The 25,721-nt window shown below is 54.2% G+C and carries 21 protein-coding genes; 9 read left to right on the top strand and 12 right to left on the bottom strand.

The annotated features are described in order from the left end of the window. Positions 1–22: 22 nt before the first annotated feature. The 8 genes from C8R31_RS00195 to prfB form a co-directional block, all read right to left on the bottom strand. Positions 23–1,318: a cytochrome c gene (locus tag C8R31_RS00195; RefSeq protein WP_107692092.1), complete on the bottom strand. Its 1,296-nt coding sequence runs from the start codon at positions 1,316–1,318 to the stop codon at positions 23–25. Then, positions 1,315–2,046 carry a cytochrome c4 gene (locus C8R31_RS00200; protein WP_258192464.1) on the bottom strand — a complete coding sequence of 244 codons (732 nt, stop codon included), beginning with the start codon at positions 2,044–2,046 and terminating at the stop codon, positions 1,315–1,317. The genes C8R31_RS00195 and C8R31_RS00200 overlap by 4 nt, the downstream gene beginning before the upstream one ends. Positions 2,047–2,126: 80 nt before the next feature. Beyond that, complete coding sequence (locus C8R31_RS00205) at positions 2,127–2,438, bottom strand: metal-sensitive transcriptional regulator (protein WP_308811255.1); 312 nt, start codon at positions 2,436–2,438, stop codon at positions 2,127–2,129. Further along, positions 2,422–2,637: a heavy-metal-associated domain-containing protein gene (locus C8R31_RS00210; protein WP_258192465.1), complete on the bottom strand. Its 216-nt coding sequence runs from the start codon at positions 2,635–2,637 to the stop codon at positions 2,422–2,424. The genes C8R31_RS00205 and C8R31_RS00210 overlap by 17 nt, the downstream gene beginning before the upstream one ends. An 18-nt stretch (positions 2,638–2,655) precedes the next feature. After that, positions 2,656–5,079: a heavy metal translocating P-type ATPase gene (locus tag C8R31_RS00215; protein ID WP_107692094.1), complete on the bottom strand. Its 2,424-nt coding sequence runs from the start codon at positions 5,077–5,079 to the stop codon at positions 2,656–2,658. Positions 5,080–5,146: 67 nt separating this feature from the next. Next, a complete protein-coding gene (locus tag C8R31_RS00220) occupies positions 5,147–6,265 on the bottom strand; it encodes a sulfite exporter TauE/SafE family protein (protein WP_219907414.1) in 1,119 nt (372 codons plus the stop codon). A 523-nt stretch (positions 6,266–6,788) separates the two neighbouring features. Next, positions 6,789–8,318 (bottom strand): lysine--tRNA ligase, encoded by a 1,530-nt coding sequence (gene lysS, locus C8R31_RS00230; RefSeq protein WP_107692096.1) that lies wholly within the window; start codon positions 8,316–8,318, stop codon positions 6,789–6,791. A 25-nt stretch (positions 8,319–8,343) separates the two neighbouring features. Next, a protein-coding gene (gene prfB, locus C8R31_RS00235) for a peptide chain release factor 2 (RefSeq protein WP_146164511.1) occupies positions 8,344–9,448 on the bottom strand; the annotation gives its coding sequence in 2 pieces (ribosomal slippage) (positions 8,344–9,366 and positions 9,368–9,448; 1,104 coding nt in all). Between the two features lie 480 nt (positions 9,449–9,928). Here prfB and C8R31_RS00240 point away from each other — a divergent pair. Beyond that, positions 9,929–11,743, top strand: a complete 1,815-nt coding sequence (locus C8R31_RS00240; protein WP_107692098.1) for a hypothetical protein — start codon at positions 9,929–9,931, stop codon at positions 11,741–11,743. Positions 11,744–11,872: 129 nt separating this feature from the next. Here the strand turns inward: C8R31_RS00240 and fghA are convergent, their stop codons facing one another. Together fghA and C8R31_RS00250 are read right to left on the bottom strand one after the other, a co-directional pair. Beyond that, entirely contained in the window at positions 11,873–12,709 is an 837-nt protein-coding gene (gene fghA, locus C8R31_RS00245; protein WP_181320414.1) for an S-formylglutathione hydrolase, read from the bottom strand. A 43-nt stretch (positions 12,710–12,752) separates the two neighbouring features. After that, positions 12,753–13,880, bottom strand: a complete 1,128-nt coding sequence (locus tag C8R31_RS00250) for an S-(hydroxymethyl)glutathione dehydrogenase/class III alcohol dehydrogenase (protein ID WP_375136107.1) — start codon at positions 13,878–13,880, stop codon at positions 12,753–12,755. Between the two features lie 287 nt (positions 13,881–14,167). On the opposite strand from C8R31_RS00250, the gene C8R31_RS00255 reads away from it, so the two are divergent. After that, positions 14,168–14,677, top strand: coding sequence for a DUF1269 domain-containing protein (locus tag C8R31_RS00255; RefSeq protein WP_107692101.1), 510 nt, complete (start codon positions 14,168–14,170; stop codon positions 14,675–14,677). Between the two features lie 6 nt (positions 14,678–14,683). Here C8R31_RS00255 and C8R31_RS00260 read toward each other — a convergent pair whose 3' ends face one another. Further along, positions 14,684–15,877 carry an FAD-dependent oxidoreductase gene (locus C8R31_RS00260; protein ID WP_107692102.1) on the bottom strand — a complete coding sequence of 398 codons (1,194 nt, stop codon included), beginning with the start codon at positions 15,875–15,877 and terminating at the stop codon, positions 14,684–14,686. Between the two features lie 40 nt (positions 15,878–15,917). Between C8R31_RS00260 and C8R31_RS00265 the strand changes: the two genes are divergently transcribed. The 5 genes from C8R31_RS00265 (at position 15,918) to C8R31_RS00285 (ending at position 23,061) form a co-directional block, all read left to right on the top strand. Beyond that, positions 15,918–16,286, top strand: a complete 369-nt coding sequence (locus tag C8R31_RS00265; RefSeq protein WP_107692103.1) for a gamma-butyrobetaine hydroxylase-like domain-containing protein — start codon at positions 15,918–15,920, stop codon at positions 16,284–16,286. Positions 16,287–16,388: 102 nt separating this feature from the next. Then, complete coding sequence (gene ubiE / locus C8R31_RS00270) at positions 16,389–17,123, top strand: bifunctional demethylmenaquinone methyltransferase/2-methoxy-6-polyprenyl-1,4-benzoquinol methylase UbiE (protein ID WP_107692104.1); 735 nt, start codon at positions 16,389–16,391, stop codon at positions 17,121–17,123. Positions 17,124–17,607: 484 nt separating this feature from the next. Beyond that, positions 17,608–18,519 (top strand): carbohydrate kinase, encoded by a 912-nt coding sequence (locus C8R31_RS00275; protein WP_107692105.1) that lies wholly within the window; start codon positions 17,608–17,610, stop codon positions 18,517–18,519. Next, positions 18,516–20,684, top strand: coding sequence for an HAD-IIB family hydrolase (locus C8R31_RS00280; protein ID WP_107692763.1), 2,169 nt, complete (start codon positions 18,516–18,518; stop codon positions 20,682–20,684). Before C8R31_RS00275 ends, C8R31_RS00280 begins: the two co-directional genes overlap by 4 nt. Continuing rightward, positions 20,668–23,061 carry a sucrose synthase gene (locus tag C8R31_RS00285; protein WP_107692106.1) on the top strand — a complete coding sequence of 798 codons (2,394 nt, stop codon included), beginning with the start codon at positions 20,668–20,670 and terminating at the stop codon, positions 23,059–23,061. Before C8R31_RS00280 ends, C8R31_RS00285 begins: the two co-directional genes overlap by 17 nt. A 65-nt stretch (positions 23,062–23,126) precedes the next feature. Here C8R31_RS00285 and epsA read toward each other — a convergent pair whose 3' ends face one another. Then, entirely contained in the window at positions 23,127–23,885 is a 759-nt protein-coding gene (epsA, locus tag C8R31_RS00290) for an XrtB/PEP-CTERM-associated transcriptional regulator EpsA (protein WP_181320307.1), read from the bottom strand. 664 nt (positions 23,886–24,549) lie between these two features. On the opposite strand from epsA, the gene C8R31_RS00295 reads away from it, so the two are divergent. Together C8R31_RS00295 and C8R31_RS00300 are read left to right on the top strand one after the other, a co-directional pair. Next, complete coding sequence (locus C8R31_RS00295) at positions 24,550–25,134, top strand: hypothetical protein (protein ID WP_181320309.1); 585 nt, start codon at positions 24,550–24,552, stop codon at positions 25,132–25,134. Between the two features lie 132 nt (positions 25,135–25,266). Then, a complete protein-coding gene (locus tag C8R31_RS00300) occupies positions 25,267–25,656 on the top strand; it encodes a RidA family protein (protein WP_107692107.1) in 390 nt (129 codons plus the stop codon). The last annotated feature ends 65 nt before the right edge of the window (positions 25,657–25,721 follow it).

Genomic DNA, 25,721 nt, shown 5'->3' on the forward strand with positions numbered 1-25,721 from the left:
CCCGGCATCTTGGGCACGGTATTTATTGCGCACCCTTCCGGCTTCGGTCTACTTCAATTGCTGTAACCAGGCTGCCGCGGTTTCCCCATGCGTTCCGGATGTACGACAAAACAAGAGCGATCTCTTCGTCATGCAAGATCTGCGCGAATGGCGGCATGCCATAAGGACGTGGATTGCTTGCCGTGACGGGCGCATATCCACCATAGAGAATGCTGCGAATCGCGTTGGTCGGCGACGCCAGCGTGACTCCGCGGTTTCCCGCCAACGCCGGATAAGCGTTCGGCCTGCCTTGCCCCAGGTTGCCATGGCAATCTTCGCAAAGTGTTTTGTAGATCTCCCCGCCTCGCGCAAGAAGCTTATCGACCTCCTCGGTGAGGGGAGGTGCCACCCCGCGTGATCGTGGATCGCCCGGGGGCAACGATTTCAGATACGCCGCCATGGCACGGGCGTCATCCTCCTTCAAATGCTGAAGACTTTGGGTGACAACATCGGCCATCGGGCCGGCAGTGGCAGCGCGGGGTGACAACCCTGTTTTAAGCAACTGAACAATGTCCTGGATCGGCCAGTCTGAGGTGCTGCCTTCCTGGAGCGAGGTCAGGGACGGCGCGTACCAGTTGGTACCCATGAGTTGCCCCCCTCCCAATAGCCCACCCTGGCTCCCACCCAACGGATTGCGGGTTGTGTGACAAGCATTGCAATGTCCAAGCCCTTGCACCAGATATGCTCCCCGGTTCCATTCATCATTTTTCTTCAAATCGGGCTGATAAGCGCCGGGGTCAAAGTAAAGGGCGCGCCAGATATAAATGAGCGGGCGGAGACTGAACGGAAAGCGGATCTGGCTCGGCGGATTTTTCCGCTGAACGGGGGTGAGGGACTGGAGGTAGGCGAAAATAGCATTGGAGTCTTCGCGGGTTACTTTGGTGTACTCCGTGTAGGGGAAAGCCGGATACAACGGGGTGCCGTGGCGTCCTTTACCATCGTGCAGCGCCCGCCATAAGTCATTTTCATTCCACTGCCCAATCCCGGTTTCCGAATCGGGTGTAATGTTTGGCGTGATGAACGTGCCGATGGAGGTGACGAGGCGATGTCCTCCCGCGTACGGGCGCCCACCCTGCGTCGTGTGGCATCCCATGCAGTTACCGACGTGCGCGAGATAGGCGCCCCGTGCTTGCAGGGACTGTCTTGCCGCCGTGTCATCCGCCTTCGCTATCGGCGATTTTTCGCTCTCTTCGATCCTGGACGACGTATCAGCGGATGCCAGGAACAGGCCGATACCCAAGAGTCCGGCAAGCGCAGCGGCGATGGCAATATGTTTCATTGTGGAAGCCCGGATTGCAGGACGATGCTCGCGCAACGCCTTGCCAGTTCATCGGGAAGCGTTGGCGCGGGTTCCTCGCGCTTAAACCGGGCTTCGGACACGGGTTGCGCCGCCAGCCACTCCGCAATAATGCTCGCCTCGTTAGTAGTGAGCTGTTTCGCAATTTCCGACATACAGTCGGGAGTCTGCCCCCGCATCAGACCGCCATGCTGCCAGTTGCCGAATTGGGCAATTAGGTAGACGCGGGGCAGTCCGAGTAAGCCAGGAATAAAAGGCGGTGTCCCCATCAGGTCCTTACCGTGGCACTCAACGCACGCAGGGATTTTGCGGGTGGGATCACCCCGGGTCACAAGCTTTCGAGCGAGCTCGATTTCCGCGGACGAGGCCCTCATCGGCTCGGGTGGAGGAAAGGCCTGTTTCAGGGAAGCGAAGTACGCCGCCATTTCCCGCAGATATGGGTCGGGCAAGCCTTCCAGCAGCAGGGCCATGGGTTGATAGTGTCGCTTGCCATCGCGGAAATTACGCAACTGGTTGAAAAGATAACCTTCAGGCTTGCCCGCGATACGCGGGTAGTACGCATCTCTTCCCTTTTTATCTTCCGGACCATGGCAGACGATACAGGGCTTCACCCGTTCCTCCACGGTGTCGGGAGCGCTGGCCGTGAGTGTTTCCGCTGCGCCAGCGGGATGCGCGATAAACAAAAGAGCGGTCAGAAAGAGTCGTTTCATGAGACCTTCGTTCGTGCTGTTCTTTTCAGGGGCATAGAAATGTACTTGTATTGGTGGAAATGTATATGGAATACCCGGCGCTAACGGGCGAATTTCCGCACCACCATCATCAATTCATCGATCGCTTCGTCTCCCTTGCCCGACTTGATTGCCCCCTGCATGCAGCCATGAGTATGGTTTTCGAGCAACCGCATCGCCACGGCGTCAAGCGCGGACTGAAGCGCAGATACCTGGTTCAGGATATCCACGCAATAACGATCCTCGGTAATCATCTTTGCCACCCCACGCACCTGACCCTCGATCCGATTGAGGCGTTTTATCAACGCTTCCTTGTCCGGTTGCACCACCATATCGGGTGCATGGCAGGGCTTCTTGTCAGCCGACGACTTCAAAACCGGCCTCCTTGATCGCATTCTTTAACTGATCGGTATGGGTTATTGCACCGTCGTAGGCGATTTTTGCCTGTTTCTGTTCGAGAGAAACATCCGCGCTGCTGACACCGGGTATCTTCTCCAGCACGTTCTTCACGCTGTTGACACAACCCATGCAGGTCATTCCGTTGACTTTTATGATTTCTGTTTGCATTTTCATGACTCCTTTCCGGTTAAGTTAAATCGATTGCTCAACAGCGGGCTCAGGCGCCGTCCGCCACCGTTTCAGCAGCAACGAGTTGCTAACTACCGATACTGAACTCATTGCCATCGCCGCGCCGGCGATCACGGGGCTGAGTAAGCCTGCCGCCGCCAGCGGTATGCCCAGCACGTTGTAGATAAAAGCAAAAAAAAGGTTCTGCCGGATTTTCCCAAGCGTGGCGCGAGAGAGGGAGATGGCGTCAGCCACACTCATCAGGTCGTCGCGCATGAGGGTAATATCGGCGGCTTGAATTGCCACATCTGAACCTGCCCCTATGGCAAAGCTCACATCGGCGGCGGCCAGGGCGGGCGCATCGTTGATTCCGTCGCCAACCATGCCCGTAAATTTTCCGTTTTCCTTCATCTTGCGTACTTCTGCGGCCTTATCCCTGGGCAGCACCTCGGCACGATATTCCGTGATGCCGGTTTGCCGGGCGATAGCTGCTGCGGTGGCGCGATTGTCTCCGGTCAGCATGATGACTTCAATGCCCATTGCCTGCAGTCGCGCTACCGCTTGCGCGGAAGTGCTCCTCACCCGGTCGGCAATGGCGAGATAGCCGAGAATTTCAGTTGTGGGCGCATTTGCAGTGTTTACCTCGGAAAGGCACACGACCGTTTTACCCTCGGCCTGAAGAACAGCTATTAGTTCTTCATCAACGTGCGCGCCATGTTCTCTCGCAAAGCGGGGCGAGCCGAGCATGTATTCGACGTCATCAATACCCGCCGTAATACCGCTGCCAGCAATTGCTCTGAAATTGCTCACTGCCCGCGGCCGTATCCCTGCGCTGCCGGCCCGCTCCATTACCGCTTTCGCCAGGGGATGTTCCGATCCCTGTTCGAGACTAACCGCAACCTCCATCAGCTCGCGCTCCGTAATTGATCCCGCCGGCACGATATTCGTTACTGCGGGCCTCCCTTCCGTTAGCGTGCCGGTCTTATCCAGGATCAGAACCCGAATTTTTTCAGCCTGCTCCAGCGCCGCGGCGTTTTTCACCAGCACTCCGGCCTGCGCGCCACGCCCCACTCCGACCATGATTGCAGTTGGCGTCGCCAGTCCTAATGCGCAGGGGCAGGCAATGACCAGTACCGCCACGGCGTTGATGAGGGCGGGAACGAAATCACCTGCCAGCCCCCATGTGAGGAGCAGGGTCAGCACGCTCAGGGAAACCACCACCGGCACGAATACTCCGGAAACAGTATCGGCGAGCCGCTGGATCGGGGCCTTGGAGCCTTGAGCTTCCTCAATCAGGCGAATAATCGCAGCAAGCTGGGTATGAGCGCCGACGCCGGTGGCGCGGCACTTGAGCAACCCCTGCTGATTTACCGTGGCTGCATAGACTTTCGCATCTGCTCGCTTCGCAATGGGCATGCTTTCGCCGGTCAACATTGCCTCATCTACACTGGAGGCGCCTTCAATGACGATGCCGTCCACCGGCAAGCTCTCGCCCGGGCGAACGATAAAAACGTCCCCGACCTTGAGCGTGATTACCTCCACTTCGATTATCTCGCCGTTACGCTCTACCCGAGCAGTCTTGGGTTGCAGTTTGACGAGTTCCTCGATCGCTGCGGAAGTCTTGCTTTTAGCGCGGGCTTCCATCAATTTGCCCAGCAGCACCAGTGTGATGATGGCCGTGCTTGCTTCGAAATAGACATGTTGATCCAGCCCCAGCAACGTCACTGCCGAGCTGAACAAATATGCCATGCTGGTACCCAGCGCCACCAGGACATCCATGTTGGCGCCGCCCCCGCGCAACGCATTCCACGCGCCGATATAGAAGCGTCTTCCCACCCAGAACTGGACCGGCGTCGCCAGCAGCAACTGCAGGCCCCGCGGCAGTTCCATATGGTCGCCCCAGAACATGGGGATCATCTGAAGCATTAAGGGGAGGCTCAGCGCAGCCGAAATCCAGAACATGCGGAGCTCCACCTGGTAATTGGCACGCCTGCGCGCTTTCTCTTCGGCATGGCTGGCTTCGCTGATTTCGGTCGCGCCAAAACCGGTTCGGGTAACCGCCGCGATCAGATCTTCCACTGATGCGGCGCCAGGGTTGAAACGCGCGTGGGCAATCTCAGTGGCGAGGTTGACGGTCGCAGTGACTCCCGGCAGTGCGTTCAGCGCCTTTTCGATACGGCCACTGCAGGCGATACACGTCATCCCGGTGATTTGCAGCTGTACGGATTGAGGCACAACCTGGAATCCCGCTTTTTCGATCGAACGCACCAAGTCTTCGGGGAGAGTTGCGGTAGCGTCAAACTCAATCCGTGCTTTCTCATTGGCAAAATTGACAGCCGCGCGCACGCCAGGGAGTTTATTCAGGTTTCTTTCGATACGTGCTGCGCATGCGGCACAAGTCATGCCCTCGATCGGCAGCTCTATTTGTTTTAACGCGAATGAGTTCATGCGTGATCAATCTCTTGAAAGAAAATGAATAACCGGCAAGTTAGTCTTGTTGGGGTTTCGCTCGTCGCTACCGCATCGTGTTGCCTGATGCAGATGATTCAAGGTAATTATTCGCGGGCTTGTCACGGGGTCCATGTGCGGGCCCATTCACTGGCCTGAGCTGCTGCGAGGGGGATGTCAGCGAGTTGAAGTCGTAACCGGAGCCAGTCAATTTTAATCCACGATCCGCCATCATCAAGCCCATGGCAATAACGAGGACCGCTGACGCGAGCACCAGTTGGCGCAGGATACGGCGAGGGACGCTACTGGCGATCAAGCCGAAGCTCATGAGTGGTATAAGCGTACCGAGGCCAAAGAAGAACAGCATCGTCGCTCCCTCCTGGGGGCTGCCCGTGCCGGCGGCGGTGATATACATGGCCTGTAAGGGACCGCAGCCCAGCATGAAACCGTTCAACAACCCGATTACCAGCGGGTTGCGCTGGTCCCGAAGCTCATTCGCCACCCCTTTCGTCACGAAGTGAGGCAAGCGCAGGGTGAAACCCCGTAGGGCCGAAAATACATCCAGCATTTTCAGGCCATAAATTATTACAAAAATGCTGGCTGCAATACTGATGACACCTCGCATGTACGGGGTAAAGGTCACGACTGAGCCGAGTAAACCCAAAGTGCCTCCAATAGCGGCGTAAGAGGCCGTCTTGCCCGTGGCATACATCAGATGGCGCGTCGCGGTGGAAGCAACAGATTGCGGCCCACCCACGGATGCATAGCCGACGACAAACCCGCCGCACATGCCGATGCAATGAAAACCGGTAAAAAATCCGATGGAAAACAACATGGCGTGGCCGAGATTGGGGCTCATCTCTCCTACCAGGCCGGGGATCATGCTCTTGCCCCAGACCGTAATACCACCCACTACCAGCAGGAAGAGCAGGAAAATGAACGCGCTTCGCAGATTGCCCAGTGGGGACGTGGCTGCGCCTTCGAACTCGTATCCCTTTTCTTCGATCGCAAGGCGAATCCCGGCATCGCCGATGAGCTTGCTGTTGAACTCGACATCAACCGTCTGCTTGACATAATCCGCTTTTACTTTCTGCACTCCCGGCAAACCAACGATTGCATTCTCGATAGTTTCCTCGCACCCCGTGCAATGCATGCCTTTGATCTTCAGATGTGTGGATTTATTCATCGTCGCATCCTTTTGGCCGAACCACAGACTGTCTTCAGGAAATCCCCTCGCGGAATTTGTTCCTCGCAAGTCCCGGAGCCTGGATTCAGCAACTCCTGCTATCGAATTAAGGAAATTCCATTAGAAGCTTTGCTTTTAATATATACCCCAATAGGGTATATGTCAATACCCCCATAGAGTATGTGTTCTGGGAAGGCGCTACCTGCTTGAGGCAAGGAATTTCGTTGTGTTGCTACGGGAATGGTAGAAGAGGTACGTCAGGGTAGAGGGGCAACGTGATGACGATTTGAACCGTTGGAACCCTCCTGTGCATGCCGTACCAACGGCCGCGCACACGTCAGGCAGGATTTTTGAAGGCCGTGATCGGCCCGATGGGGCGTGTTGAGGGAGAGGCGTTATCTCATCCTCTTCCGTCACAAAACAATGACCGCCCTATTTATACCGAGGCAGGATTTCCGGAGAATGCGAATGATCCAATATATATATCGAGACCAAAATGGCTTCCGCCGGAGGATCTGACGGATTAGTCTTCCGGTCGCAGTTGCGGAAACAGAATCACATCGCGAATACTCGGACTATCGGTAAAAAGCATGACGAGCCGGTCGATGCCGATGCCTTCGCCAGCTGTGGGAGGCAGGCCGTATTCCAGCGCTCGGATATAATCGCCGTCGTAATGCATCGCCTCCTCATCACCAGCCTCCTTGGCGCTGGCCTGTTCCTGGAAGCGTGCAGCCTGATCCTCCGGGTCGTTCAGTTCAGAAAAACCATTGGCGATTTCGCGTCCGGCAATATAGAGCTCAAACCGGTCGGTTATTGCGGGATTCAAGTCGTTGCGCCGTGCTAGGGGGGAGACCTCGGCCGGATAATCGATAATAAAAACCGGCTCAAACAGTAAATGCTCGGTGGTTTCATCAAACAAGGTGAGCTGCAGGGCGCCAATACCGTCCTCCGGTTTATACGCGACACCCAGCGACTTTAGCTTGGCAATCACGAAGGCACGATCGGCGAGTTGCACATCGGTTATATCGGGGTGAAACTTCCGGATAGCCTGAGTAATGGTAAGCCGCCCAAAGGGCTGCGCAAGATTAATTTCGCGGCCCTGATAGACGATTCTCGTGGTGCCCGACACCTTGAGAGCAATTTCCCGCAGCATGGCTTCGGTTAAATCCATCAAGTAGGCGTAGTCCCGATAGGCTTCGTAGAATTCCAGCATCGTAAACTCGGGATTATGCCGCGTCGAAATGCCTTCGTTCCTGAAGCTGCGGTTGATTTCGAATATCCGCTCCATACCGCCGATAACAAGCCGCTTCAAATAAAGTTCCGGCGCGATGCGGAGGTACAATTCCATATCCAGCGCGTTATGGTGCGTGACAAAAGGACGCGCCGCCGCGCCACCGGGGATGGGATGCATCATCGGCGTCTCGACTTCCAGGTAACCGCGCGCGACCAGAGACTCACGGATGGACTGAATAATGCGTGAGCGGGCGATAAAAACGTTGCGGCTATTCTCGTTGGTGATGAGGTCGAGATAACGCTGGCGATATTTCTGTTCCTGATCGGCCAGGCCATGAAATTTTTCCGGGAGTGGGCGCAGCGATTTTGTCAGCAACCGAAGGCTGGTCACTCGCACGGATAGCTCGCCGGTTCTGGTTCTGAACAGTGTGCCCTGAGCCCCGAGAATATCGCCGAGGTCATAATGCTTGAACGCCGCCTGTGTCTCCGCCCCGGCTGAATCAATCGCGATATAGAGTTGAATGCGGCTGCTCATGTCTTGAATCGTGGCGAAGCTCGCCTTCCCCATGACCCGCTTCAATACCATGCGGCCGGCCACGCTGACAGTCCGAGGCGCCTCTTCCAGCATTTCGTTGGAATAATCCCCATATTCCCGGTGGAGATCCTGCGCAAGATCATCGCGGCGAAAGTCGTTGGGAAAAGCATTGCCCGCTTGACGCAGCGCTGCAAGTTTGGCGCGGCGCTCTTCGACAAGCTTGATTTCTACGTGAAGCCGATCGAGTGTTTCATCCGGATTTTTTTCCAAGGCGTCATCTGCCACGTTCGGCTCTCCTTTTATGTCTTATTTATATGCCTTGTTTCAAACTCGCGGCAATGAAATCGTCCAACGCCCCATCAAGTACAGCCTGCGTATTGCCGGTTTCGACCCCGGTTCGCAAGTCCTTGATGCGTGACTGGTCCAGCACGTAAGAACGGATCTGGTGGCCCCAGCCGATGTCGGTTTTATTGTCTTCGACCGCCTGCTTCTCTTCATTGCGCTTGCGCAATTCGGCCTCATACAGGCGCGATTTCAACATCGCCATTGCGTCTGCCCGGTTGCGGTGTTGCGAACGGCCGCTTTGGCACTGCACTACAATCCCGGAGGGGTTGTGGGTGATTCGAACAGCCGAATCGGTTTTGTTGATATGCTGGCCTCCGGCGCCCGACGCCCGGAAGGTATCCACGCGGAGATCCGCCGGGTTGATTTCAATGTCTATCGTCTCATCCGCTTCGGGGTAAACAAATACGCTGGCAAAGGAAGTATGGCGGCGATTTCCGGAATCGAACGGGGACTTCCGCACCAGGCGGTGCACGCCGGTCTCAGTGCGAAGGTAGCCATAGGCATACTCCCCGGATATCTTGAGACTTACGCTTTTGATACCCGCAACTTCCCCCGGCGACTCTTCCATTATTTCTACACTATAACCGCGGCGTTCGCTATAGCGCAGATACATGCGTTCCAGCATTGCTGCCCAGTCCTGTGCCTCGGTGCCGCCAGAGCCGGACTGAATGTCCACGAAGCAATTATTGGGATCCATCGGGCTGGAGAACATCCGACGGAATTCCATATCCGCCACGGTCTTTTCCAGTTGCCCGATATCGCGTTCGATACTCAGCAGTGCGGCGTCGTCATCCTCTTCCCGAGCCATCTCGAACAAGTCTCGCGCATCGTGCAGTTGCCGTCCGACTGTTTCCAATGTAACAACGATACTCTCCAGCGCCTTCTTTTCCCGGCCCAGTTCCTGGGCGCGCTTATTGTCCTCCCAGATGGCGGGGTCTTCGGTCAGCCGGGTGAGTTCGTTCAGCCGCGTCTGTTTGCTATCGAAGTCAAAGATACCTCCGCAATTCCACGGCCCGGTGATCGAGATCATCGAGCTGGTTTACGATCGCGTTGAGTTGTTCCGCTTCCATGGCGTTATTCCAAAAAGAAATAATTATACAGGAGGGGGAGGGGCGTTTGCCGCCCCATAAGCAAGGCGACCTGAAAGCTAAAAAGAAGGAATTTATGCGCAGAGCGGCGGATTGCATCGTCGCTCGTGCGGCTAGCCCCCTTCTAACGTAAATCATCCACCTACTTGTCAGTTTTCCTATGCCAGTGGTCCTATCGAGAGACTTTTTCTAATATTCCACTAAACAAAAAACATCGAAGCCTGATCGAGAGATCAATGGGTCTGGAGATTTACTAATATAGAGACGACTCTGATGCAATTCTGCTTAGGAAAAATATGAGGAATAAATCCGGGTTCCCTTATCAAAAATTCCTCGGGTTCCGGCGTTTATACATATCCAAACCGCAATCAGTCTGAAGCGGTCAGTTCATTGTCAGTACTTGTTTAACGACTTGTTCAATCCGCACTATGCGGGGACATTGTTATAAAGGAACGAAAAGCTATGACAAGACACGCGAACCTCTATGACATCTGTGATCAGCCGATCCTTGACGGAGAGTGCGTTACCCCGGCGGGACGCAATCTTAGAGCCATATACAGAGATCTAGCGGGCCATCCCTTTCTAAAGTACGTGATCCTTAATGGTTGTCGTCATCCTGCTATAGGGGCAACAGAAGTATCCCATTATCAGGAGATGATGCGTAAAGCCATGCAGGCTAGCATTGACAACTGGCACGATCCCCTATGGATCGAAACAACCTTTCGTCCCTTGAGTCGACTTCTTGATGGCATCGAAAGCCCTCGTTGGCAGAAACGCGAAAAGACTGAGCGAGTCCACAGCGAACCGACTCAAACAGAAATGCAGAAGATGATCGATAACTGTCTACAAGACATTTTACGGATTTGGGATAAAGATAAGAATGATCCCTGGTTTCCAGTTGCTGCGCAGGTCGAGCTGTCGGGCGATGACCATATGGATGGTAAAAATTTTATCAACGTACTACAGGGGGTAGGCTCCTTCGAATATAAAAACATTTCGTTGTTATTTGCGCTAATACGATGCTTTCTAATGACGAACCCCGCCAGACTCAGGCTCATCCGCAGGCCTTATCGTGGGATTTGCGAGCCTATGTCAACGTCCTTTGCCTGGATCTGGCACAGAATCGCGTTTTCAGATGTCAATTTTTTCGAACATCTGCTTGTGTTTTTAAGCTTGGAGGCTTCGCGACGCCAGCATTATCCTCGCATTATCCCGATTCTCGAAAATCTACTGCGTTATTGTGTGTGTAGCAGTCGAGAGTGGCTCGAAACACCGAATAATCTCATTCGGCACCCAGCTATTACGTGCTTGCCGAAAGATGAAGAGGGGAGACCTCTTTGTCGGCTGTCCGAAGAAGCCCTGCAAAAGAAACGGAACCTGGGATTCGGCGATTACGTTCCGGATACGGATACAACCTTTCTCACGTTAGCGATGGCGAGAAAGTGGCTTGACTTTGTGCAGAGGGAGCAGTTGGCCGTGGACGGAGGGCTTCTCGAAAGTTGTGAGTCGCTTTTGGCTTACCCTTGGGTGAAAATTATTGGTGAGTACCAGGTAGGAGGCAAATACAACTCGAATCCACCCACCATTCAGATCACCCGCCCGTTGGATTACGAGGGTGCCGTGCCGATATGGTTTGATAAAACGTTCAAGAACGAAGACGGCAGGATGATCAGGGAAGTATTAGGTAATGAGATTTGCCCCGGTCACAACATGGACATTCTAGACGCCATTCTTGTTAACCGGAAACAATGGTTGGCTTTAGAGGGTGAAAACCTGGTCTTTTTACAGCGGTTGCTTGATTTTCATTATCGAGCCTTCGTAAGCGGTAATTTTCACCATGAAACGGCCCTCAAATATTATTTGCCGGAAATGTATGTCTATTATTTGGGGCGTATGTATCGGACTTACACGACACTCACTGATATAGATAAACGTATCCTTGACCCTGACAAAAAAATTGAAGACATGCGCAAGATTGCTCAGCAGTATTGCAAGGATGAGTTAATCGGGTATTCCCTCAACGCCTTCGATGCCGCCTTGGCAGTATCTGCGCTCGCGCTGCTGGAATATGAGCCGAGACATGACGGAGTAATTGCTGCTGGCCTGAAGGTTCTGAGCCAGGCGACGGGGGAAGGCAGAGGCAGCCATCCTTACCGAGCCTATGAATGGAACCGCATGCGTCACCCTACCCGAATTCTGATCGGCAGTGAGGTTGCAACCGCGTTCTTTGTGCTGAGAGCCAGTAGTGAAGCTATGCGCTACCTCAAAAATGAGTAATTATGAAGGGTGAGTGACAGAACCCGATTTATGCGCATTATTCAACGGATACTCACCGCGAACATTCCCACCTTGTTTGGGGACAAAGGACGTTATCAGTAAGCGGGACCCGTATCCGCGTGAAGTGAATCACCTCCGAAGCGCTTCGGCGTGAAAACGCAGATGGCTTTCGATGAAGGTACTGATAAAAAAATAACTGTGATCGTAGCCCGCACGCATATTGAACTGCACAGGATAATTCGCTGCCTCGGAAGCGGCGATGAATCGTTCAGGCTTAAGTTGCTCGGCCAGGAATTCGTCGGCGTCGCCCTGGTCGATCAATATTGGTAGTTGCTGGGATCGGTCCGCCGTCTCGATGAGTAATGTCGCGTCATAGTCCCGCCACCTTTCGATATCGCTGCCCAAATAATGGCTGAATGCTTTTTTCCCCCACGGGCTGTTGGTCGGGTTGGCGATGGGTGAAAAGGCGGAGACTGCGCGATAGCGGTGGGGGTTGCGTAGGGCTATGACCAGTGCGCCGTGTCCGCCCATCGAATGCCCGCTGATCGAACGACGGTTGCTGGTCGGAAAAGAGCCCTCGATCACAGACGGGAGTTCGTCGACGATATAGTCGTACATGCGGTAGTGGCGGCTCCATGGTTCCTGGGTCGCATTCACGTAAAATCCCGCGCCCACCCCCAGATCATACGCATTCTCGGCATCCGCCACGCCTTCCCCACGGGGACTGGTGTCGGGGACGACCAGCATGATGCCGAGTTCTGCAGCCACGCGCTGCGCCCCCGCCTTATTGGTGAAATTCTCGTCGGTACAGGTTAATCCCGATAACCAGTAAAGTACCGGCAGCTTGCTTCCACTGCGGGGCGGAAGATAAACCGAGAAATTCATTTCGCAATTCAGCGCGGTTGAGAAGTGACGATAGCGCTCTTGCGAGCCCTCAAACGAGCGCTGGGTTGAGAGAACTTGCAGTACTTGCATAGTCTGAATCCCGTTCCAGTTCTGATTCCGCCTATTATCGGGCTTGTTTGTCGAAATGGATAACCGAGCGGATAGACTTCCCCTCGTGCATGAGATCAAATGCTTTATTGATGTCGCCCAGCTCGAAGGTGTGAGTGATGAAGGTATCGAGTTCGAACTCCCCATCAAGATAGCGTTGCACATAGCCTGGCAGTTGGGTTCGACCCTTTACCCCGCCAAACGCCGAGCCTCGCCAGACACGTCCCGTCACAAGCTGGAAGGGGCGTGTGCAGATCTCTTCGCCCGCGCCGGCCACGCCTATGATCACCGATTCCCCCCAGCCCTTGTGACAGCACTCCAGAGCGGAGCGCATCACTTTGACATTGCCGATGCATTCAAAGGAGAAATCCACTCCGCCTCCTGTCATCTTAATGATGACATCCTGTATGGGTCGGTCGTGATCTGCCGGGTTGACCACATCGGTCGCGCCAAGTTTACGCGCGATCTCGAATTTCCCGGGATTGAGGTCGATGGCAACGATGCGCCCGGCCTTGGCGATTACCGCGCCGATGATTACCGCCAGACCGATGCCACCCAGGCCGAAGACGGCTATGGTGTCGCCCGCTTTTACTTTCGCCGTGTTGGCCACCGCGCCCATGCCGGTGGTCACACCGCAGCCGAGCAGGCATACTTTTTCCAGCGGCGCTTCCTTGTTGATTTTGGCGAGCGCAATCTCGGGTATGACTGTGTATTCTGAAAAGGTTGAGGTGCCCATGTAATGATAGATGGGTTGCCCGTCTTTAAAAAAGCGTGTGGTGCCGTCGGGCATCAGCCCTTGCCCCTGCGTGGCGCGGATTGCCTGGCATAGATTGGTTTTGCCGGATTTGCAGAATTTGCATTTGCCGCATTCCGGAGTATAGAGCGGAATGACATGATCACCCGGGGCGACCGTAGCGGCGCCTTCCCCTACAGCCTCGACAATACCGCCACCCTCGTGACCAAGAATAGTGGGAAATTTGCCCTCGGGATCTTTGCCCGATAACGTGAACGCATCGGTATGACAGACGCCGGTGGCGACGATGCGTACCAGCACTTCGCCTCGCTGCGGCGGCATCAGGTCAACTTCTTCGATAGCCAAACGCTGCCCGGGGCCCCAGGCGACCGCGGCACGCGTTTTTATCATATCCTTCATTGAGTCCTCTCTGCTCTCTGTTGTGCTTCCGAATAGTATACTTATCAATCGGGCAATTTACAAATGATGCCGCTTCTGTGCCGATCCGGCGGAAGCTTTTTTACGTCTTCTTCTGGCGATTGCCGTACCGAGAGCCGGAACGGGGAAAAGCATGTTTTGGGCCAAAAGCTCAGTGGACACCGACGAGGTTGGCTTTTTCGTACAACGCGTCTATGATGAAGTAGGCCCGTTTGAATCTCTGCCTTGATTTGCCTGTTAATGCTTTTAAGGAGGTCATGATGAGACGAATCTATTTTCTTTCCCCCGATATTGAGACCACTAAACGTATAGTCGACGACCTGCTGTTGGCTCGAATCGAGGAGCGGCACATTCATGTGGTCGCCAAGCGCGGCACGGAACTGGAGGATCTGCCTGAGGCGAACCTGCTTCAAAAAAGCGATTTTGTCCCGGCGGTAGAACGTGGGCTCGCAGTGGGCGGATCGGCCGGCGCGCTTGCGGGACTGGTTGCAGTCGCGCTTCCTCCTGCTTCCACGGTAATTGCCGGCGGGGTTTTGCTGGGGAGCGCGCTGGTCGGCGCGGGAGTAGGTGCATGGGCCGGGAGTCTGATAGGGGTCAGCACGCCCAGTTCCAGGATCAAGCAGTTCGAACAGGCTATCGAGTCAGGACATCTACTGGTGTTGGCTGATGTGCCAAAAAACCGCGTTGCTGAGATCGAGGCGAAGATAAAACAACATTTGCCGGAAGTGGATATTGAAGGGACCGAACCTATCATACCGGCATTTCCCTGAGTAGGACTATCGGGTAAGCCCTGTGAACTGCTTCATGAAGCGACGATCGATCCAGTCTTTCAATCGCCAGAAAAGCGCAGAGTGGCCGGCCAAGGGCCCGTATGACGCAATGGCGCGTCCATCCGCGGTGCCGATAAGGCTAAGACTGTGGCGTTGCGTTTTATAGGCCCCCAGCGGCGCGCCCGCGAAATAAGCGCGCAGGTTGCGCTCCAGCGGTTTAGCCATGCGCACCGCGAAGACACCGGACTTCGGCAGTCTCCGATTTTCGATGGCAGCCACATCCCCCGCTGCAAAGATCCAATGATGGCTTATTGTCTGAAGTGTGGGGGTGACTCGAACGAAGCCTTCAATCGTGGTTTCCAGTCCGCTTTCAGCCAGCCACGCGGGAGGCGCGGCTTGCGCGGCCCAAAAGACGAAGTCGGCGGCAATGGTTTTTCCGGTATCAAGGCGAACGCTATCCGGCATGACCTCCACCACTCGGCGGTCCGTGATGACGGACACCTTGCGGATGCCCAGAACCTCGGCGGCAATACGTCGCGTTCGCGGATGGTATCCCGGCAGCAGATGCGGACCGGCATGAATAACGGTAAACGCTCCGTTGTCTCCCAGCCGCGAATGCATGGCTAGTGCCAATTCCACTCCGCCTGCGCCCCCGCCCACGACAACGATTCGCAAACTCTGTTTCGAGTGTGCTGCTGCTTCGACACGTGCCCATCCGCTCAGCAATTCCGGAACGGGTTTGGATGGAATTGCCCATGCTTCCGCACCGGCTACGCCTGCCATGCATGATGTGCCGCCGACATTGATGGAGACTGCGTCAGCAGTCAACGTTGGAGGGTTGAAGTCGACGAGGATCTGTTTTCGCTTCAAATCGATTCCGCGTGCTTCCGAGTGAATGAAGCGGGCACCTGCGAAATGGCACAGGCGGCGCAGGTCTATCATCATTTCATCGCGGGTGTAGATGCCGCTGATATGACCCGGCAGCATCCCCGAATAAGCCGCATGCTCGACGTCGCTTATCAGCGTCACGTGAACATTCCCCAGGGGGTTGTCGCCGAACTTCCGCAGCAGCAGGACATGAGCATGGCCCGGGCCGATAAGTATCAGCTCGCGAAAGCTGGCATTGTTCGATGAGTTGAACGAGTTTGCGATGGCTTGAACTTCCTCAGGGTTTCGGTTTTGTCCGTGCTGGTTTATCATGCGCGGTTCGCGAACGAGGAAACGGCCGAGGAAACCGAGAATGGCAGGACTGAATAAAGGTACTCCTAATCCTGTTGAAATAAAACTGCACCGAAAATCGAGAATTTTGGAGATTTCTTTCAGCGACGGTCAAACTTTTCGATTTCCATGCGAGTTTTTACGTGTCTATTCCCCTTCCGCTGAGGTGAAAGGCCATGGTGCGGGACAGGAAACGCTGCAAACCGGCAAGAAGGAAGTGAATATCAACCATATCGAACCTGTCGGCAATTACGCGATTCAGCTTAATTTTTCCGATGGCCATAATACCGGACTGTATTCCTGGGATTTACTTTACGATTATGGTTTACGCCAAGACGAGATGTGGCAACACTATTTGAGGCGGATGGAAGCGGCGGGTGCGGTCAGGTAGGCGCGCCGTTTGCCGGCGTTCCATCTTCGAGAAACAAAGCACGTGGTAACTTCATCGATATGATAATTTGTGCATTCTTTCTTGACATAAGACTGGGCGTTCATGACTAAGACTACGCATTTCGGGTTTAATACCGTTGCTGAAACAGAGAAAGCCCGCCGGGTGGCCGGTGTTTTCGATTCAGTAGCCGAGCGCTATAACCTGATGAATGACCTGATGTCTGCCGGCATGCACCGTTTGTGGAAGCGCTTCGCGATCGAGGCAAGCGGAGTTAAAAAAGGTGAGCGGGTGCTGGACATTGCTGGCGGTACCGGGGATCTCAGCACGTTATTTTGGGAGCAGGTCGGCGGCTCCGGCGAGGTCTGGCTTACTGACATAAATAATTCCATGCTTACGATAGGCCGTGACCGGTTGCTGGACGAAGGCGCGGCTGTATCGGTCGCACAATGCGATGCCGAAAAGCTGCCGTTCCCCGACGACTATTTTGATTGCATAAGCGTTGCGTTTGGGCTCAGAAACATGACTCACAAGGACGTCGCGCTTGGGGAAATGTTGCGTGTCCTTCGCCCTGGCGGGCGCCTCATCGTGCTCGAATTCTCGAAGGTATGGAAACCATTGCAGCGTTTCTACGATCTTTACTCATTCAATGTCCTCCCCGCCATGGGCAAGCTCATCGCCCAGGATAGCGAGAGCTATCGCTATCTGGCCGAATCCATCCGGGTGCATCCCTCTCAGGAAGAATTAAAACAGTTAATGCAACAGGCCGGGTTTGACCGGGTGGAGTATTTTAACCTGACCGCGAGTGTCGTCGCACTTCACCGCGGCTACAAGTTTTGATAAGAGTCGGTTCGACATGGCCTGCATTTCGGACCCACGTACTGGCAGTCGCGGTCCAAGGGGAGCGTTTGGGTAATACCCTCCGCAGCGCAAGCGCAAGATGGCTTGCCTTCAAGTTGTCCAGTAGTACCGTGGGGACTTAACTGTGGTGGGTGCACGTTCGCGAAGTCATTCGACATATTGATGTTGACGTACGAATACTCGAACAATGCCCGGATTGCGGTCTCGCTTCGTCAGGGCGGGGCGGAAAGCCCGGGCATATGGATAAGTATTTTTAGCTGGTATCATCCTTAAAGCGTAACCGGAACTTGCTGTCGCCATTCCGGTAAAAATCGCTCCTACAAAACCATAATAAGCTCCTGTCCTATTATTGTTTGGACTTTCTGAAAGGAGCGGCGCCTCGCACCTCAATGGCCCGGTTTCATGGTGTGCGGAATTACGTCGTCACCACCTGGGTTACAAAGCAGGTTTTCAGGAGGTAAGAATGCCCGACCTTCGCCATGTTGTATTATTGTTTGGCGAAATCTTGATAGACCGGTTTCCTGACAGGGAAGTGTTGGGCGGCGCACCGCTGAATGTAGCCCGACACTTGCATGCTTTCGGTTGCACGCCTGTACTGATTACACGTGTTGGACAGGACGCGGCTGGTGCGCGACTGTTGCAGACCTTGAGAGGTTCAGGCCTGGCCACTCATGGGGTGCAGCTTGATTCCGTGTACCATACCGGCGTGGTGGAGGTGAAATTTACCGCCGCTGGTCACCGGTTCGATATCCTTCCCGATCAGGCCTATGACCATATCCATCCGCGATTATCCAGAATTGCCGCGCTTGCTGCGAGCCCCGAATGGATCTATTTCGGGACGCTGGCCCAGCGTGCCAGCTCGCATCGGGCGCTGCGCCACACCTTGCGCGCAGTCCGAGGTCAGCGGTTTTTTGACATTAATCTGCGTGACCCATGGATATGCCCGGATCGCATACGCTGGTCGTTGCAGCACGCGGACGTAGTAAAGGCGAATGATGCCGAGCTGGCGCGAATAGCCCAGCTATTTGGCCTGGAGGAGACTTCTGCTGAAGCGCAGGCACATACCCTGGTGCGACAGTATCACCTCAGGGGAGTTCTTGTCACATGCGGTGCAGCGGGCGCGTGGTGGCTGGACGATTCTGCGGAACCCATAACGGTTGCGTCCGAATCAGTGGAGAATATCCGTGACACGGTGGGGGCCGGCGACGCATTTTCCGCCGTCTTTATACTCGGACAGTTACGCGGCTGGGACCTTACCGCAACCTTGCAGCGAGCGCATCGTTTTGCCGGCGCAATTTGCCAGATACGCGGAGCAATTCCGGATCACGACGATTTCTACAAGCCGTTCACGGAGGAATGGTCTTCACCGAAATGAACGAATTATATATCTTAATGCTGAGCCTGCACGGCCTGATCCGGGGGAGCGACCTGGAGCTGGGGCGTGATGCGGATACCGGGGGCCAGATATTATATGTAGTGGAATTGGCGCGATCGCTGGCCCGTCAACGCCAGGTTACCAAAGTCGATCTCTTGACCAGGCGGATAGAAGATCCGACGGTGTCGTCCGACTACGCGCGACCCGTAGAGACGCTAGGTAGGCATGCCCGCATTATTCGCCTTCCGTGCGGACCTCGCCGCTATCTGCGTAAGGAGAGCATGTGGCCCCACCTCGACCAGCTTGTTGACCGCGCCTTGCTTTTTCTGCGCGAGCAGAAGCGGTTACCCGATGTCATTCATAGCCATTACGCCGACGCGGGGTATGTCGGGATGCAGCTTTCCCAGCTTCTGGGCATCCCGCAGATTCACACCGGCCATTCCCTTGGGCGCAGCAAACATCAACGTCTGCTGGCGCAGGGCCGTAAACCACAGGCACTAGAACGTCAATTTAATTTTCGCCGCAGAATCGCCACTGAAGAAGCCGTGTTGCAGCACGCGAGCCTCATAATAACCAGTACCCCTCAGGAAAGCGCCGAGCAGTACGGCCTGTATACGAATTATCACCCCGAACGCGCAATCGTCATTCCACCGGGAACAGACATTTCCCGTTTCGCTCCCCCCAGCCGCCGGATTCCACCTGAACCCGAGGTTGCCCCCATCATCGATCGTTTCCTGACGCATCCGCGCCAGCCTCTTATACTGGCGATCTGCCGGCCGGAAATACGAAAAAATCTCGGGGCATTAATCGCCGCCTTCGGTAATTCGTCCAAATTAAGGGAACAGGCTAACCTTGCCATTATTGCCGGCAATCGCACTGATATCAGGGCGCTCGACGATGCTCAGTCTGAAGTAATGACCGATCTCCTGCTTGATATTGATCGTTACGATCTTTGGGGCAAGGTGGCCCTGCCCAAGCAGCACAAGCCCGCTGACATTCCCGGTTTTTATCGTCTCGCAGCGCGACGCCGGGGTGTGTTTGTCAACCCAGCGCTTACCGAGCCGTTTGGTCTTACCTTGATTGAAGCTGCTGCGAGCGGGTTGCCGGTGGTTGTTACCGAAGACGGTGGTCCGCGCGATATTCTTGCTCACTGCAAGAACGGATTGCTGGTCAACCCCACCGATATAAGCGCTATCGCGGCTGCGATCGAATACGTACTGGACGAGCCATCCCGTTGGCAGCGCTGGGCCCGCAACGGTATCTTGGGCGTTAAAAACCACTACACCTGGGATGCGCACGTCCGCAAGTATCTGCACGCTTTGTCACGTTTGCTCCACCACGAGCGCAAGCGCATCCGCCGCAATATCGCGATCCACCAGCGACCGCAACGCCATCCGCTACCGTTGGTCTCACAGATGCTTATCAGTGATATAGACAACACCCTTTTAGGAGATCGTGCCGCCTTACGGCGCTTTCTTTCGACCTTGCGAGCAACGCCCCCGAATTTGGGCTTCGGGGTGGCGACTGGCCGTACTTTGAATAGCGCGGTGAAAATATTGAAGGAATGGAACGTACCCCTGCCCGATGTATTTATTACAGCGGTGGGCAGCGAGATCAACTATGGCCCTGAACTCAGACCGGATGTGGGATGGCAGAATTTTATCAAGCACCTGTGGCGCCGGGGTGCGGTCGAGGATGCACTCCGGGCAGTGCCCGGACTGACTTTGCAACCAGCGGAAAACCAGCGCGAATTCAAGCTCAGCTATAATGTTGACCCGGTTCTACTGCCGCCAATAACCGAAATCAGGAGCCTTCTGCGTGAGCAGAACCTGTCTGCTCAATTGATTTATTCACGGGCGGCATATCTCGATGTTTTGCCGGTGCGCGCTTCCAAGGGACGAGCGATACGTTATCTGGCCTACAAGTGGGGGTTGCCCCTGCGAGCCTTTCTTGTTGCCGGTGACTCTGGCAATGACCATGAGATGCTAATAGGGGATACGCTTGGCGTAGTGGTTTCCAACCACAGCCCCGAGCTCGCGAGTCTCCGCGGCAATGAGCAGATTTATTTTGCTCAGACCAGCTACGCGGATGGCATTGCTGAAGGCATGGCTCATTACAGATTTGGGATTTCCATACTGGAGACTGTGAATGATTCAGAAATTTGATACATGGGTGGCAGACCATCGCAGCGATTTGTACGCTCTCCTGCGGAGATGGTTTGAGATGGAACGACCACTGTTGCTGCGATCGGATCTGCGCGCGGCTTTCGATGATTTGAGCGCGGATCATCCTCATTCTCTTGTTGAGACCCCGTTGGAGGAAATTGTAGAGCTCCTGCAAGAAGCGATATGTCGGCCGCCACTGGTTTACATGGCGTTACGAGAAGATGCCGGTCGCTGGTATTTTATGAGCATTCACCAGCAACAGCTTGTACCCGAGCTTGTCAGCGTTTCCGACTATCTTGCTTTCAAGGAATTGCTGGTGCATCCGGAAAACGCTCATGAGCTTGTGTTGGAGCTGGATTTCGCTCCGTTCAATCGTGGCTTTCCGAGACTTACGGAAGTGCGATCAATCGGCCAGGGCGTGATCTTCCTGAACAGGCAGTTGGCAGGCACGCTTTTCACTCAATCCGGAATAGGCACAGGGAAGCTGTTGCATTTTTTGACAGTGCATAGCATGGATGGGCGGCAACTAATGCTCAGCGGTAATTTTCCCGATGTTGCGGCGCTGCGTACCGGTTTGCGTCGTGCGCTCGCATTGCTTTGCAAATACCCTGCCGAGACGCCGTGGCAGCAAATTGCGGAGCCACTTAGTGGATTGGGCTTCGCTCCCGGCTGGGGCGGCACTGCCGCCCGGGCAACCGATACCATGAGCCTTCTGGTCGATATCCTCGAGGCGCCCTCTCCGTTGATACTGGAAGACTTCCTGGCCCGTATTCCGATGGTCTCAAAATTGTTGATCCTTTCCCCCCATGGCTATTTCGGCCAGGACCATGTGTTGGGACTACCGGATACTGGCGGCCAGGTAGTGTATATCCTGGATCAGGTAAGGGCTCTGGAACGGGAGATGAGCGAACGTTTGCTACTGCAGGGCATAGAGGTACGGCCCAAAATCCTGATAGCAACGCGCCTTATTCCCGATGCAGGCGACACGCTGTGCAACCAGCCGCTTGAGAAAATTCACGGAACACAGAACGCCTGGATCGTGCGCGTTCCGTTTCGCAAAACCAACGGCGAAATTATCAGGCAGTGGATATCGCGCTTCGAGATATGGCCATACCTGGAAAATTTTGCCCATGACGTTGAAAGAGAAGCGCTGGCACAATTAAGCGGGCGTCCCGATCTTGTGATTGGCAATTATTCGGACGGAAACCTCGTGGCTTCGTTGATTTCCAAGCGGATGGGAGTGACCCAGTGCAATATTGCGCACGCCTTGGAACAGAGCAAATATTTGCATTCGGCCTTGCACTGGCAGGAGAACGAAACCCAGTATCATTTCAATTGCCAGTACACTGCTGATCTGATCGCGATGAACAGCGCGGATTTTATTATTACCAGCACTTATCAGGAAATTGCTGGCACTCCGCACACGGTAGGTCAATATGAGACTTATCGTAATTTCACTATGCCTGGGTTATATCGCGTCGTGAATGGAATCGATCTCTTCGACCCCAAGTTCAACATTGTTTCACCGGGAGCGGATGCGGAGGTGTATTTCTCCTATCTGGACGATGAACGCCGCCTCAAGACTCTGTTACCTGAAATTGAGCGTCTACTGTATGGGCATGACCCTGGGGTACCTTGGCGGGGGCAATTTGAGGATCCTTCGAAGCCCTTGATGTTTACAATGGCCCGTCTCGACACGGTCAAAAACCTGACGGGATTGGCGGCCTGGTTTGGGCAGTCCCCGGCGTTATCGGCTGCCGCAAATTTACTCGTGATCGGCGGTCATATCGACCCGGCGCTATCCGCGGATGCCGAGGAGCGAGCCGAGATAGAACACATGCATTCGATAATGAACGAATACGGGCTGGATGGACGTATGCGCTGGTTGGGCACGCGCCTCGAGAAGAATCTTGCGGGCGAATTGTACCGGCGCGTTGCAGACCGGCGCGGAATTTTTGTTCAGCCAGCTCGATTTGAGGCATTTGGACTGACCATTATCGAGGCAATGGCGTCAGGCCTTCCGGTTTTCGCCACTTGTTATGGTGGTCCTCGCGAGATCATCCAGCACGGCGTGTCGGGTTATCACTTTGACCCTAATCATGGCGCGGCGGCCGCTGCCGCAATGGCGGATTTTTTTGAACGTTCAGCAGCTGATCCGGCGTTTTGGGACAAAATCTCCACTATGGCTCTGAGGCGAGTCGAATCGCACTACACGTGGCGTCTATATGCGGAACGGATGATGACTTTAACGCGTATTTACGGTTTCTGGAAATTCGTGAGTAACCTCGAACATGAAGAAACCGTGCGTTATCTGAACATGTTCTATCATTTGCAGTTCCGGCCCATGGCTCAGAAGTTGCGTGACGCTGCTGCCTGATACTGAGGTAAGGGGAGAATTAATCGGCAGTCAGGTTGTGTGTTTATTTATCGGGAGTAGCTTGCTTAGTGTCTGACATCTCCCGCGAGGGGAGTATAAGAGGCCAATTTTTTGAAGATGCTACGAAGATGGTCTGTTACAGTAAATGTACTGATTCCCAGGATAGCGGCTATTTCGGAAGTGGTCTTGCCCTCCTTGATCCAATTAATTATTTCGGTTTCGCGGCGGGTCAGCTGGTTATTCCCGGGGCTCGAAAACGATTGGCCGAGCTGGGCGTGCAAGGGTAGCGGATCTATTTTGCCCAATGCGCTATCGAGAAACGGAAGGAGAATATTGAAGGCGCTAAATGAGGAAGTGGCGAATTTTTTCCCTGAGCCGAAAATTATGTAAAGACAATCGTGCTGTCCGCGTTTATCGCTAATGCCATGGATCAATATGGATTGCATGCCTTGGGATGCCACTCCGAGGGGACATTGAAGGGCCCGATCTTCAAGTAGAAAGCCGGTTTCGCCGACGCTTAGCTCATACGGTCTTCTACCCAACTCGATCCAGCGGTTGAAGAGTCCCTGAAGCAACGGGGACAGACTGGATACATCCGAATGTTGTGTCCTCACGCCTATCAAGGCAGAGACGATATCATGACGGATAAGGTTCGAATGAAAATCACCCCATGCCGCGAGCATGATTTCATGTGGCAGATAGTGCTGTATTTCTCCCTGTAGCCATAGGAAAAGATCGTAATGCCGCCGGACTGCCATCCATTCGCGGATGATTCTGCCGTATCGTTCTACCTGTTCGGCAGAGAGAGAGAAGGGCAAACCCATATGTGCTTCGCTTTTGAAAGGAAAACTGCCTGCTTTTGCTTGGCGTCGGCGATTGAATATATGTTGTATAACCTTATAAGAAGGTAAAAGCAAAATCCGTGCCGCCTTTTAATATGAGGATTTTCAAAAGTAAAAAAGGTTTCATTGCCCGAGATGTAAGGAAAGCCGACGGATGGTTTCGACATAAGACGGACGCGTCAGGTCATTCCTCATGACGCCCGCTGCGTATATGCCGTTTGTCATATAAATAAAAGCGAAGGAAATGCATGCGATAACCCACCTCGGCTGAGCGCAAGATGTCATATCGTTTGCGACCCTCCTCCTGATAACAAGCGGCCAGTCATCCCTCACGCGTCATGGGATTTCCTTGTTGACCGGTTTTATTGTTGATAAAATAAACCCTATTTTTCGGGTGGTTCTGCTGTGTTGTGTTTTCCATCGCGTTGAGATAGCATGCGCGCCCCGGGCGGGACAGGCAGCAGAACATTTAGTATGGATAGAGGGGAGTTTGCGCGTTTCGATACAGCCCCGTAGAACTTCCGTGTCTTGCTGTGGGCTATTCTGTTAAGGCTTTGCCCACGCTCGCTTTTATCTCCAATGACGTATCAATGCTGTGTGACATTCTGGTTTCGACGGGCGGAAAAGATTCCGCCAAGGAGTATTCGTGAACAAAAGTATTATCAGCCTTGCCTTTGCATTCGTCCTCCCATGGTCAGCTCCCGCTTCATCGCAACCACAGCAACGACAGCAACAACAGCAACAACAACAGCAACAACAGCAACAACAACAGCAACAACAGCAACAACAACAGCAACAACAGCAACAACAGCAACAACAGCAACAACAGCAACAACAGCAACAACAGCAACAACAGCAACAACAGCAACAACAGCAACAGCAGCAACAACAACAACAACCGCTACCCCAAGGTGATGGCTGGCGCCTCATCCGATCGGTTCAGCTGGGAAATTCGGGTAATTATATTCATATGGTCCTGATTGACGTCAGCCGAGACGCCGACAAAGCAGTTTATGGCGCTGCACTCAGTAAATTATGCCGGTCACAGCCTGACTTCTGCCGGGTCAGGTTTTGGAACGAAGCCCGCTACGTCCCCGACTCCATTTCTTTTACTGATGCACAATTCAAAGCCCTGAGAGCAGAGTACGTATTCAACCGTGCGGGAGGTGTCCAGGAGCTGCGATACGCCTGCACGGCAGTACCCGACAAGAATCAGTGTTTTTCACATTGATGCAGGCATTGATGACGGGGAGTGAGCGCGTCGTGGTCGTAACACATCTATATCGATGGTCGTTCTGTCTAGGCAGATGCGGGGCTCGAGCGTAGTGATCGAATTTTTTACGTGCGAAAACAGGACGTTTATATGTCACGTCAGCTGATTAGTTCAGGCTCTACTTTCGAGCATGAGATCGGGTATTCAAGGGCCGTTGTCGAGGGCGATTGGATTTTCGTATCCGGCACGACCGGATTTGACTATAGCAGAATGACGATATCCGAAGACCTGTTGGAGCAGGCGGAGCAATGCTTCAAGAATATCGAGGCTGCCCTAAATGAAGCGGGGGCAACTTTACGCGATGTTGTTCGGGTGATCTACGTCTTACCGGTCGCCGAGGATTTTCCCAAGTGCTGGCCGATTTTACGTAAATATCTGGGGGAAACCAGGCCTGCAGCAATGATGATCTCGGCTGGTCTTTCCGATCCACGCATGCGTATCGAAATCCAGGTTACGGCTCATCGTAAGCTCAGCGCCTGAACTGGTCCATCCAGGCCGTGGCCAGTTGTTTAGTGGAATCAGAAAGGTAGGTTGAGTACCGGTTT

The organism is Nitrosospira sp. Nsp2, assembly GCF_003050965.1.
Classification (GTDB): Bacteria; Pseudomonadota; Gammaproteobacteria; order Burkholderiales; family Nitrosomonadaceae; genus Nitrosospira.